Source organism: Phaeovulum vinaykumarii, assembly GCF_900156695.1.
GTDB lineage: Bacteria > Pseudomonadota > Alphaproteobacteria > Rhodobacterales > Rhodobacteraceae > Bieblia_A > Bieblia_A vinaykumarii.
In genome coordinates this window covers 24,992-36,611 of sequence record NZ_FTOM01000012.1, presented here as the reverse complement: position 1 = coordinate 36,611, position 11,620 = coordinate 24,992, and the positions used below count along the sequence as shown (strand labels likewise).

General features: G+C 59.5%; 10 protein-coding genes. All 10 read right to left on the bottom strand.

Going from position 1 to position 11,620, the window contains the following annotated elements; all coding sequences use genetic code 11:
* Window positions 1-452: 452 nt before the first annotated feature.
* The 10 genes from BW949_RS15650 to BW949_RS16930 all read right to left on the bottom strand — a co-directional run bounded on the left by BW949_RS15650 (window position 453) and on the right by BW949_RS16930 (window position 11,577).
* Entirely contained in the window at window positions 453-1,157 is a 705-nt protein-coding gene (locus tag BW949_RS15650) for a M48 family metallopeptidase (protein ID WP_235816334.1), read from the bottom strand.
* An 8-nt stretch (window positions 1,158-1,165) separates the two neighbouring features.
* Window positions 1,166-4,381, bottom strand: a complete 3,216-nt coding sequence (locus BW949_RS15645; RefSeq protein ID WP_076367768.1) for a type I restriction endonuclease subunit R — start codon at window positions 4,379-4,381, stop codon at window positions 1,166-1,168.
* Window positions 4,378-5,454 (bottom strand): serine/threonine-protein kinase, encoded by a 1,077-nt coding sequence (locus tag BW949_RS15640; protein ID WP_076367766.1) that lies wholly within the window; start codon window positions 5,452-5,454, stop codon window positions 4,378-4,380. Before BW949_RS15640 ends, BW949_RS15645 begins: the two co-directional genes overlap by 4 nt.
* Window positions 5,451-5,918 (bottom strand): hypothetical protein, encoded by a 468-nt coding sequence (locus BW949_RS15635; RefSeq protein WP_076367764.1) that lies wholly within the window; start codon window positions 5,916-5,918, stop codon window positions 5,451-5,453. Before BW949_RS15635 ends, BW949_RS15640 begins: the two co-directional genes overlap by 4 nt.
* On the bottom strand, window positions 5,915-7,117 hold the full coding sequence (locus BW949_RS15630; RefSeq protein WP_159440077.1) for a restriction endonuclease subunit S: 1,203 nt from the start codon (window positions 7,115-7,117) through the stop codon (window positions 5,915-5,917). The genes BW949_RS15635 and BW949_RS15630 overlap by 4 nt, the downstream gene beginning before the upstream one ends.
* Window positions 7,110-8,138 (bottom strand): virulence RhuM family protein, encoded by a 1,029-nt coding sequence (locus BW949_RS15625; RefSeq protein ID WP_076367762.1) that lies wholly within the window; start codon window positions 8,136-8,138, stop codon window positions 7,110-7,112. Before BW949_RS15625 ends, BW949_RS15630 begins: the two co-directional genes overlap by 8 nt.
* Window positions 8,131-9,648, bottom strand: coding sequence for a type I restriction-modification system subunit M (locus tag BW949_RS15620; protein WP_076367760.1), 1,518 nt, complete (start codon window positions 9,646-9,648; stop codon window positions 8,131-8,133). The genes BW949_RS15625 and BW949_RS15620 overlap by 8 nt, the downstream gene beginning before the upstream one ends.
* Window positions 9,645-10,238, bottom strand: a complete 594-nt coding sequence (locus BW949_RS15615; protein WP_076367758.1) for a restriction endonuclease subunit S domain-containing protein — start codon at window positions 10,236-10,238, stop codon at window positions 9,645-9,647. The genes BW949_RS15620 and BW949_RS15615 overlap by 4 nt, the downstream gene beginning before the upstream one ends.
* A gap of 340 nt (window positions 10,239-10,578) precedes the next feature.
* On the bottom strand, window positions 10,579-10,848 hold the full coding sequence (locus BW949_RS15610) for a WGR domain-containing protein (protein ID WP_076367756.1): 270 nt from the start codon (window positions 10,846-10,848) through the stop codon (window positions 10,579-10,581).
* 42 nt (window positions 10,849-10,890) lie between these two features.
* On the bottom strand, window positions 10,891-11,577 hold the full coding sequence (locus tag BW949_RS16930) for an AP2/ERF family transcription factor (protein WP_143524462.1): 687 nt from the start codon (window positions 11,575-11,577) through the stop codon (window positions 10,891-10,893).
* Window positions 11,578-11,620: the final 43 nt, after the last annotated feature.

Sequence of the window (11,620 nt, the reverse complement as noted above, 5' to 3'; positions counted from 1 at the left end):
GCAAGCTGGATGTGCTGACTGATCATGAAGGCCTGATATTGCTGGCGGCGCGAGAAGGCAATGCGTATTCGACAAAATGGTCGCTTTGTCCGCATCAGCGACATTCGGCCCGGGATTTTGCTGCGTCGTGCCATGGACGGCCGCTTCGAGCCCATCGCAGCGAGCAGCGCTGGAGCCATTGCAGACGGTCAACACGAAGGATTTCAGTGGCAAGAGCTGAGGTCGTTGATTGGTCTTCAAGCTGTCGATGCGCCGGGTGACGCTGACCGGATGTCAACCTCACGCTCGCGCGTCATGATCCATCCCATGTGCATCTTCCAAGGCGTCGAACCGGGACCATGAGGAGGGTGACACTTTAACTTTGTTCGCATGAGGCATTTCTGCTTAGCGCCTACACAAGTAGGTCGGATAATAGATGTTATGTAACTCTTTTGCCGACGGCCGTGCCAACATTATGCCATCACCCGCTCCAGCCTCTGCTTTCGACGCTCCCAATCGGGCATAACCTTGTCGAGAAGCTCGAAAAACGCCGCGCCGTGATGTGGCACCGCGATATGGCAAAGCTCGTGAGTGATCACGTAGTCTATGGCGTCAATCGGGGCTTGTACGAGGCTGCGATTGAGGAGCAAGCGTCTCGCCGGAGACATCGACCCCCATCTCTGTCGGGTCTGCCGCACGATGAGACCCTTCGGGCGGAAAGCCTCGGGATCCGGGAAGAGGTCGAGACATAACGCGATCCGCTCCGGGAACTTGATGTGAGCTCTGTCTCGATACCATGCTTCGAGCAGATCCCGCGTTACCTCCGAACTGGTCGGCCGGTGCGTCTGGACGACTATGAATCCGCGGATCAGCTTCACGCTTTCCTGGATATGCGGCACGACTTTGAGCCGATACTGGCGCCCAAGGTAGAGATGCGTTTCCCCGGCGATGAACCTGCGCTCCGGTGTCCGCGGCAGGAACTGGGTGAAGTACCGCTGCTGCCGTGTCACCCACGCCGCCCGCTTCCGTAGCTTCGCCTCGATGACCTCGAGCGTCGCATCCTCTGGCGCGGCAATCAAAACTGACGCATCCGGCTCGACGGCGATCTCCAGCGTCTTCCTAGGGCGACGAACGATCTCGTACTGGATTTCCTGTGCGCCGTACCGCAGGTGGTGCAATTCCCGCGTCATACAGCAAACCGGGCGCGGGCAAGTCCCATGATTTTAAGCTCGAGATCGTCGAGCACCTCCACCGACAGGTCGACGCCCCTCTCGTCGCGCAGGACGTCGAAGAAATAGTCATCGATGGCATTGCGCAGATTGTTCTGGGCCACTTCGTTCGACCAGATGCCTACGATCAGATGCGATTTGACAATGCCGATGATCGCGTTGGCGATCGCTGCAGTCTCGCCCTCAGCCAACGGCTCATTGTCCGCAGCCTTCAGCTGACCAACCAGAACGCCAAAGAATGCCTGCGCATCCTCGTCACCTCGGATGCTCTCCGGAACATCCCGGCCCCGATCTTTGCGCGCTACCTTGCTCGCGAGATCCACGACGCTTTTGAGATATTCCCGCTCGGAGAGGCGTTTTTCGCGATAGGCGCGGATAGTCTCCTCGAGGAGTTCGGAGAAGCGTTTATAGAAGGTTGGATCCTCATCTAATTTCTCGGTGATGGCTCGTCGCGTTGCGCTGGCAATACGATCCGCTTTCGAAGCTTCGGAGATACCCGTTTCCTCGACGACAGCCTTCAGGGCGTCGGGGTCATTGATGTTCACCATCTCGATGATAACCGAGGCCGGCATCGCGACCACGTGATCATCGAGCAGCCTTTGGATCTTGGGTTCAAACTCGCGAACATCCACCGTCTCCTGATAGCGAAGCTGGACCGAGCGTTTGAGCTCGGAGAACTGCTTCCAGTCACGCTTCAAAGCATCGACCTTGGTCTCGTCGAAAACATCAAACAGCTTGTCCGAAGACAGCGAGATATGCAGGCAACGGCTGAAGGCCTTGAGGCGCGCATAGAACTCGTGGCGCAATGCCTCATCTGCGAGGTGCTGCTCGAATTGCTCCATGTCCTTCTTGTTTCGAACCGGCTTGAAAATATCCCAAAGCTGGTCATGCAGCTGGGTCAGCTTGCGGATCTCCTCGCGAACGTCATGCACCGTGCCCGCAAGGTCGGCCGCCTCGTACCCCTCGAAAGCGCTGTAGGTCGTCAGGGCGCTGTCAAGCTCACCGAGCAGTCCTTCGTAATCGATGATGAAGCCGAACTGCTTCTCCGTGCCATCGTCCTCGTAGAGCCGGTTCACGCGTGCAATGGCCTGCAGGAGATTATGCTCCTTCAAGGCCTTGCAGACGTAAAGCACCGTGTTCCGAGGAGCGTCGAAACCTGTGAGAAGCTTGGAGACAACGATCAGGATCTCCGGATCGCCTGACCCCTTGAAAGCATCGATGCTCTGGCGATTGTACTCTTCCTCTGTCTTGTATCGCGCCATCATCTTCGACCAGAAACCGCGCACGAGATCCTTGGACTCCTGATCGATTTCCTCGTTGCCCTCGTTTTCATCGGGCGGCGAGATGATGATCGCACTCGAGACGTGGCCGATCTCGTCGAGAACCTCTTTGAAGCGAACCGCCGCCGCTTTCGAAGGGGCGACGAGTTGCGCTTTGAAACCGGTTCCCTGCCAGTGCTGGCGAAAGTGCTCGGAGATGTCGAACGCCTTGGCGCGGATGGCCTGATCGGTCTTCGAGAGCGCATCCATACGGGAAAACTTCCGCTTCAGATCGCGCTTCTGGCTCTCGGTCAGCCCTTCGCTGATCTTCTCGAACCAGCGATCGATCACATTCCCTGAGACCTGCTGCTCAACCAGCCGCCCTTCGTAAAGCAGCGGCACAACAGCCTCGTCGGCAACTGCTTCATCGATGGCGTAGCGGTGGATCAGCCGCCCAAAGGTCGACAGCGTGTTCTTTTCCTTCTTCAGCAACGGTGTGCCCGTGAAGCCAAGGTAGCAGGCCCGGGGCAAAAGGCGGCGCATCTTCGCTGCGAACTGGCTGTGGCCACCATACCGCCCCGTCTGCGTCCGGTGGCTCTCGTCCACCAGCACGAAAATGCTCGAATCGTCGTCCGCCTGCTTGCTGTTCTTCAGCGCGGTATCGAACTTGTTGATGATCGTGGTGACCAGCGGAGCCCGGTTGCGAACCAGATCCAGCAGGTGAGAGCCGCTCGTCGCCCGGACCGGCTCAAGGTCACAGGATTTGAAGGTATCCTTGATCTGTTTGTCGAGATCATCGCGATCGGTGACGATGATGATCCGCGGGTTCTCGATGCTGCGCTCGAGGGCCAACGCGCGGCCCAGCATCACCATCGTCAAGGACTTGCCCGAACCCTGCGTGTGCCAGATGACCCCGCCCTTGCGCGCGCCACTCAGGTCGTGCTGCTTGACCGTTTCGACCGCGCGCCGAATGCCAAAGAACTGCTGATGGCGTGCAATCTTGCGCAGACCACCGTCGAACACGGTGAAGCGGCGGATAAGGTCAAGCAGCCGCTCGGGGCGGCACAGCGCGTACAAGATCCGGTCCTGAGCCGTGACCGCGCGGTCGCCCTCAGTGGCCAGAGCATCGAAATAGGCGCGCGCGACTGCGAAATCCCCGGAGAAGATGGCTTCCTTTTCCGCTGCGGTGAGCAAGCGGTTGGCGACGGGCGCGATGGCCTCGTCGGTATCTTCCTCGTCGCGCCAAGTCTGCCAGAATTTCCGCGGCGTGCCCACCGTCGCGTAACGCGCCTCGCTGCGGTTCATGCCGATCAGCAGCTGGGCGAAGTGGAAGAGTTGCGGGATGTTGTCCTCGTTCTGGTATCCGATCAGCTGGCTGTCCGCCTTCTTCAGGCTCTCGGTCGGCCGCTTGTTCTCGATCACCATGATCGGGATGCCGTTCACGAAGGCGACGATGTCGCAGCGCCTGGTCTGGCTCAATGCGGTCCGCTCGACCGAGAACTCTGCCGTGACGTGAAAGACGTTGTTCTCCGGCCGCTCCCAATCGATGTAGCGGAACGAGTAGCTCTTCGAGTCGCCGTTGATGGACTTCGTGATCGTCGTGCCGAGGACAAGCGTGTCGTAGATGTCTTGGTTCGTTCCCCGCAGCCCCTTCAGGCGGTCCGGCGTGGGCTTGAGCCGCCGCATCGCCTCGTGCGCGTCCTCGAGGTCGAAGGCATACTCGCGGCCCCGATGGGTAAAGCGGTTGATGCGCATCAGCTGCTCGGCGAGCACGTCATCCAGCACGACGTTCCGCAAGCGGCCACCTCGGAGGCGCAGCGATTCCTTCTGCGAGAGCGGCGTGAACCCAAGCGCGACCAGCAGCTGAAGTGCCGGCACCTGGGATTGGTGTTTCTCAGCGGCGATGAAGGTCATTTGCCTGTCACCACGAATTGCTTGAAGTCCGCGACGACCTTTTCCGCCTGCTTCTGGGTTAGACCCCGCTTGCAAAACTGGGTGACGCGCTGCGAATTGCCCGAGACCACATTGCACTTGCTGCAGGTCACGTCGAACTTCCCGCCTGCCATCGGCGAGGCCGAGTGGGAGAACTCGTAGGTCCCGCATTTGCCGACCTCATTGCCGGCAGCGTCGACGGTCCAGTGTCCGGGATAGTCCAGCTTTTCGAGCGCGCGCCGCATCTCGAGCGCGCTAGTGTACCGTTTGGCCGGATCGGGATCGACGGCTTTCAGGATCACGCGCCGCACTGCCGCCGGGATGTGGCACCCGAAGTCTTTGGATGTGAGAAGCTTTCCTTCGACAATCGCCCGTTCGAACTCTGCCCGCCCGATCTGAGACCAAACTGCACAAAGGTGATCAAGGTGGATCAGCAATCTCGCAAGGGTCATTCCAACTTGGAAGATGTCGGAGCTGACGCCGATGTTCCCCGTGGTTACGACCTCAGGCGCCCGGTGCAGCAGGTAGGCATCCGGCGCTGGCACCGGCGCTCCATTCGAGGAGATCCCGGTAATACCGTAGTCTGAAAGCATCGCCTGCTGTTGCGGGCCAATCAGAATGTTCCCGGGCTTGATATCGTTGTGGAAGAAGCCCCGAGAGTGGAGGTATTCCAGCCCCTGAAGGATATCGCGGGCTGTCCGCAGAACGGCCCCAAGAGGCAGATACCCTGCAGGATTTGCCAAGGTCTCGACCGACCCGTTTGGCTGGTAGTCCATGGCGAGGATGACCACATCAGAGCCTTGAACGTTCACAACGTCGGCTTGATAGACGTGGACGAGATTATTGTGGGAGAGGACGTTCCCGATCCGGGCTTCCTTCAGCCTATGGTCGACAGTGTAGCGTGGCTTCAGAATCTTGATGGCAAAGTCCCGCTGCAGGGCACCTTCCCGCGCCAGCCAGACCTCACCAAATGATCCCTCACCGATCTTGCTCAGCAAGTGGTACTTATAGAGGCTCATGCCAGGCATGAGCGTGACGGGGACAAGGTGGTTCATGGCCGTTTAAGCCCCCACCATGCCGCGTTCACGGCGTCCGCCATCTTGGTATCCCAGTACTTGTCGGTCTTGCCGACCCGGGTTTCGGCGTGCTGCTTCGTGTCCTTGCTCGTCGTAGGCATGGACGAGTAGATCTTCATCTCGACCGGGATACCGCGATGGGCACAGGCGAGCACGACGGCGGCATCGGCATGGGCAGATTTGCGCTTCGCCTTGGTGTCGCTTTGTGTGTATTCGTTCTGCTTGATCATCACCTTCTCGATGCCTGGGTGGGCATCGAAGATCGCGAGGATTTCGCGGTACAGCCAGTCCAGCCGTTCGGCATCGGCGTCCTCCCCGATCGAGGCAGGGACGGACAACTTGTTGTCGCTGGCGGCGTTTTCCAAGGTGTAGACGCCGCCCACCTCCGACACGACGGCATAGCGGGGGGCCTTCGGGTCGCCGCGAAATCCAAGAACCTTCATGCCAATTCCTTCTCTGAATTCACCCGCCACTTGCCCGTCAGCAACTTCTGCATCAGGCCGCGTTTCTGGCGGGTCAGGGCTTCGATTTCGCGCTCGGTCGCGGCCAGATCGTCCCGGGCGGTGTTCAACACAGCGGCAATGGCCTTCTGCTCGTCCAGTTCGGGCAAAGGCAGTTTCAGCGCCGCCAGATCATCGTAATAGGTCCGCTGCCGCACGCTGCCCGAACCGCCGCTGTTGATGTAATGGCCCCACCAAGAGGTCTTGCGCAGGTGGTCGAGATAGTCGGGATCGAGCGCGTCCGGGTTGCAGGCGAAGACGACGTAGTCGGGGCTGACAAGCACCTCGCCTTCGCGTTCGTTCATTGCGATGGAGCCGACGTTTATGCGCATCGGGTTGTAGGCAAAGGCGCGTGGCGGCAGGCGCTTGTAGCGGCTGATGTCACCGGCGATGGTCTGTTCCCGCATCGGCACCACCCCCTCGGCCTTGGTGACCCCCATCACGAAATCCCGGCCAAGCCCCTTGCCGCCGTTTCGTTTGGTCAGTTCATGGGTCACGGTGTCCAATCTGGTCGGCACCCATTTGTGACCAAGCCCGCCGAGGCGGAGGCGCCCGAACAGCAGGGCGGCCCGGAGGGCGCTCAGCCGCCGTTCCTTCGCCGCGCGCAGGGCGGTGAGCTTTTCGAGCGCCTCGTCCCAGGTCCGCAGGATCTCGGCGATCTTGCGCTGTTCGGGGAGGGGGGGAAGTGGGACTTGAAGGTTTTTAAGATCTTTCCAGTAGATTGCGGCTACGCTCGTGCTTCCGACCGCCAAAGACTGGACCCTTCGTTTACCGACACCGGTGTTGAGGAAGGTCCCGTAAAAGGCGGGATCTGCAATCGGCTTCAGCCTTATTCTGTTGATGTTGTTGTCGAATACTGCCGAGCGGAACTGCCCTTGCCATACCGCAGACTTCCCAACTAGATCAGCAGAATTCCTAGTGTTAAATAGCAAATCTCCCGGCTTCAGTATCAAATTACTGCCAATGATGTGCCGTAGAGCTATGTGCTCAGTTGTCCGAAGATCAAATCCGCCCCATGTCAGGTTTCCCATCTTTAACAAGGGGATATTATCTTCATCGTCCAATTCGCCGCGCTCAGTAGTGCCCAGTTGGGTATCTGAGACCAATTCTTCGAAATGAACGTCCCGCCAACCCTCACGCATCACGCCGCCCCCTCTTCCCCACCTTCGCCACATCGGCGATACGCTGCAACTCCTCGAGGTCGTTCGCCTCGGCCACCGCCTGCCGCGCGGCTTCCTTGCGTTTGGCATCGAAGGCGGCATAGCGGTCATGGGCGATCTGCTCGGCCTGTCTGGCCGACACGGTTCCGGCACCGTGCAGCTTTGGCAATTCGTTCGCACTCAGAAAGGTGTCGAGCACGCCCTCCCAATCCGCCAGCCGCATCCCCTGCCGGCGCGAGGCCCGCAACTCTGCCGTGTCGAGGAACATCGTGACGATCAGGTTGAGTTCCTTGATCTCGGCTTCGCCCAGATAGTTCTTGGCGGTGCCGACATCGGACTTGCGCAGGGGCCGCCCGGTATCGGCGTTCTTCCAGGTCGTCAGCCCCATGTTCGGCTGATCCGCATCGGCGCGTTCGCGGATCAACTCGCCCGCGGTGTGGCTGGTGACCGCATACAGCATCTTGTTCTGGATCGTCGCATAAAAGGTGGTCGCTGCGGGCGACTTGGGGTCGTAATCCTCGCTGAGCGCAAGGATGTCGCGCACCTTCTGATAGAACCGCGCTTCGGAGGCCCGAATGTCGCGGATCCGCTCCAAAAGCTCGTCGAAATGGTCCCAGGCGGGATCCTTCAAGCGGGCGTCGTTCATGACGAAACCCTTGACGAGATAGTCTTTCAGCGTGGTGGTGGCCCAGCGACGGAACTGCACCCCGCGCGGGCTGCGCACGCGATAGCCGACGGCAAGGATCGCATCCAGGCTGTAGGTCTTCGTCAGGTAGGATTTCCCGTCTGCGGCAGGTATCAAGGATTCCTTGACAACTGAATCGGACGCAAGTTCACCATCTGAAATGACGTTGTTGATGTGCAGGCTGATGTTCTGCTTCGTCGTGTCGAACAGGTCGGCCATCTGCGCTTGCGTCAGCCAGACAGTCCCATCGACAGCCCGAAGCTGGATCTCGGCCTGACCGTCCTCGGTGCTGTAGAGGATGATTTCTCCCTCAGACATCGACGCCAAGCTCCTTCAGATAGCTGGCCATCTTCGCCCGCACCTCGGCCAGTTCGGCTTCGATCCGCACAATGTCCTTTTGCACCGCAGCGACGTCGATTTCGTCTTCGGGTTCGAAGGTATCGACGTAGCGCGGGATGTTGAGGTTGTAGCCATTCTCGGCGATCTCCTCGGGCATCGCGCGATGCGAATACCGCGCGATTTCGGCGCGGGCGGCATAGGTTTCCAGCACCTTGGCCACATGGCCCTGGTCCATCACGTTCTGGGTCTTGCCCGGCGTGAACTCCTTGCTCGCATCAATGAACAACACGTCGCGCCGGTCCGCATTCGCGCCCCCCTCCTCGCGCGAGCGGTCGAAGATCAGGATGGCGACCGGGATCCCGGTGGTGGTGAACAAGTTCGCGGGCAGACCGACGACGGCGTCGAGCAGGTTTTCCTCGATCAACTGCTGGCGGATGCGCCCCTCGGCCGCGCCGCGGAACAACACGCCGTGCGGCACGATTACCGCGACACGACCGGACTGGCGCCGGGCGATCTCGATCATGTGGGTGATGAAGGCGTAGTCGCCCTTCGACTTGGGCGGCACACCGCGCCAAAAGCGATTGTACTGGTCGCTGCCCGCGTCCTCCGCGCCCCATTTGTCAAGCGAGAACGGCGGATTGGCAAGCACCACGTCAAATCGCATCAGCTGATCGCCCTCGACCAGTGCGGGGCTGTTGAGCGTGTCGCACCACTCGATGCGCGCCGCGTCCTTGGCGTGCAGGAACATGTTCATCCGCGCGAGCGCCCAAGTCGCCCCGTTCACCTCCTGCCCAAAGAGGGCGAAATTCTCGGAACCCACCTCCTGCGCGGCCTGGATCAACAGCGAGCCGGAGCCGCAGGCGGGGTCGCAGATCGTGTTGCCCGGTTGCGGCGCGGCCAGCTTGGCCAGCAAGCGCGAGACGGGCGCAGGCGTGAAGAATTCCCCCGCCTTCTTCCCGGCGTCCGAGGCAAAGCGCGAGATCAGGTAGATGTAACACTCGCCGATGATGTCCTCGGTCACCCGCGAGGGTCGCAGGTCGAGCGCGGGCTTGGCAAAATCCTCGAGCATGTTCTTGAGACGACGGTTGCGGTCCTTCGGGCGACCGAGATTGGCCTCGGAGTTGAAGTCGATGTTGCGGAAGACGCCTTCAAGCTTGGCCCGGTTGGCGTCTTCGATCTTCTCGAGCACGATGTTGATCAGCTCACCAATATTTGCCTCATTCCGTTGCGCGTAGAGGTCGTAAAAGCTGGCCTCTTCGGGCAGGATGAAACGCTCGCGCTCAAGGCGCCGACGAATACGGGCCTCATCTTCACCATATTGCTCGCGGTAGGTTTCGAGGTGATCGTTCCAGAGGTCCGAAATGTACCTCAGGAACAACATCACGAGGATGTAGTCCTTGTATTGCGCAGGGTCGACCGCGCCGCGGAACGTGTCGCAGGCAGCCCAAGCAGCATTGTTGACCTGGTCTTGAGTGATCTTGTCGTTCATCGGGCGATTTCCTTCAGATCGGTAGCCTTTACGGCCTCACCGAGAATGGCGCTTACAAGGTCGTCTTTGCGCGCAGCGAGCTGGCGGAGCAATTGCCCCTCGCGCCGCGCGAGGGCGCTGAGTTCGACGACGCGTTTTTGCGTGGACAGGTCGGGCACGGCGATCTCGAGGTTCTCTAGGGCCGGCATCGGGATCATCCTGAGGCCAGTGCCCTGCGCCTCCAAGCCGAGCCTGCGCTGCGCGTCGGGCTGATTTATAGCCCAAGCGAGGTAACCCGGGAGAATGCGGTCCCTGTCGGGACGAATGATCACCAGCGGAACGATAACCGCAACGGGCTCCGGTAGTGGATCTTGGATCGCCGCCGCAACATTTGGCTCGCCACGCGAGCGAAAGACCACCTCTCCACCGGTGACGAAGTATCGCTCGGACAGCGCACCCAGATCGTATCTTTTAAGGTCCGAGCCCAGCTCTGTACCGCTTGCATCAACATCGCGCAACTGCAGCACCGGCACACCCCCTTCCAACACAGGATCAAGCCTCCCGCGCGCGGTGTAACCGGAGTGAATTTCGGAGAGATCAGCGAGTCGCATCTTCCATTTCTCTGTACATCCCATACAGCATGTATATCGAAAACCAGCAGAGAGTCAATGCTCGGCCCGCAGTAGCGCCGCTACAGAGAATTTCTCTGTGGTTCCGGCGACGCAAAGCCAAAGCAAGAAACAAGCCTCACGCCCCCTTCTCGAACTTGGTAACCGCGACGCCAACATCTTGGTGTTAACGGCACGGCTCTCATGCATCCCATTGCTAGGGGAGATGAGGACAGGGAAACAGCTCGGCATCAGACGACGCGTTTCGCAAAACGTGATGCTATCGAAGCAGCCGCAAAAAGCCCGTTTGGCAAAATCTGCTTCCCCGCACTTCACGCTGCCCCTAATCAGTGACGGCGCGATACCCGCGCCGCGTTTTCGCCGCAGAGAGTTTCATCAGCGCCGTGACCGCTTTGCCTTCGTCATCGTGCCGCTCGACCAACATCTGCCCCCGGAACCCGATGCGCCCCCATTCTCGAACGAGACAGGCGCCACCAAACAGGTCCGGCTGAACGCTCATTCGATAGAAGCGCCGCATGTTGCAGGCGGGATCGATCCGCCTCAAATGGAGGTCGGTTGGGAAGACTTCAAGCTGGACGGGCTGATCAAGCATATAGTGATCCAGAATGTTAGCCCCACTATATCAGGTAGAATTTTACACTTCTACCGGGATTTCCTGCCTCACAGCAGCACCTTTCCGGTGCTTAGCTTTGGCACGATATCGAGCGATCTTCGTGGCGGCGATGAGAAGCGCATCCTGATCAGGCGATTTGCCGGGAAAATTGTATCGCGCCTGGCCTTCGAAAAGAAGAGAGGCCGCTGCATCGTAGACAGTTGCTGCCCAGTGTTCATCATCGTAGACGCCGATTCCCATCGAACCATGCTCAGTCATGATCTGCGTACGCCAACGCGGCGAACCATCCGGCCCGAGCGCCTTGGTCACTCCCTTGTATTGTGAAGAAGTATTCCGCTTTGGCCGCCGATTGCGCATGACCGCTTGGCGGCCAACGAGATGATCAAGGTTCGAAATTCGGCAGTCGAACGTGATCTTATTCTCAAAAGAGACCTGTTTCAGCTCTTCATAGGTGCGCTCCGGATACTGAAGCTTCATGACGTACCGCTGCAGTGAAATCCGTCGACCGTCGATATTTGCGGCGGCATGGATATGATCGCCGCGCGATATAACAGCGTACCAACGATGGGCGCGCACCTGCCTGTCGAAGCGCTTGTCGACGATGGCTTCTAGGTCACGGGACGTAGCGACCAACGCGATCAATGCTGGATCGAGAGATTGAATTAGCGTTTGGACTGCCGCTCTTGTGTTTTCAACTGGGCTTTGCATGGTCTTCTATCTGTCTAAATACGTTGGAATTTACGCGTCGGCT

Excerpts from the sequence above, each read along its gene's own strand:
- BW949_RS15635 (WP_076367764.1), bottom strand. The coding sequence starts at position 5,918 with ATGAAGGTTCTTGGATTTCGCGGCGACCCGAAGGCCCCCCGCTATGCC.
- BW949_RS15615 (WP_076367758.1), bottom strand. The coding sequence starts at position 10,238 with ATGCGACTCGCTGATCTCTCCGAAATTCACTCCGGTTACACCGCGCGC.
- BW949_RS15645 (WP_076367768.1), bottom strand. The coding sequence starts at position 4,381 with ATGACCTTCATCGCCGCTGAGAAACACCAATCCCAGGTGCCGGCACTT.
- BW949_RS15620 (WP_076367760.1), bottom strand. The coding sequence starts at position 9,648 with ATGAACGACAAGATCACTCAAGACCAGGTCAACAATGCTGCTTGGGCT.
- BW949_RS15610 (WP_076367756.1), bottom strand. The coding sequence starts at position 10,848 with ATGCTTGATCAGCCCGTCCAGCTTGAAGTCTTCCCAACCGACCTCCAT.
- BW949_RS15640 (WP_076367766.1), bottom strand. The coding sequence starts at position 5,454 with ATGAACCACCTTGTCCCCGTCACGCTCATGCCTGGCATGAGCCTCTAT.
- BW949_RS16930 (WP_143524462.1), bottom strand. The coding sequence starts at position 11,577 with ATGCAAAGCCCAGTTGAAAACACAAGAGCGGCAGTCCAAACGCTAATT.
- BW949_RS15630 (WP_159440077.1), bottom strand. The coding sequence starts at position 7,117 with ATGCGTGAGGGTTGGCGGGACGTTCATTTCGAAGAATTGGTCTCAGAT.
- BW949_RS15625 (WP_076367762.1), bottom strand. The coding sequence starts at position 8,138 with ATGTCTGAGGGAGAAATCATCCTCTACAGCACCGAGGACGGTCAGGCC.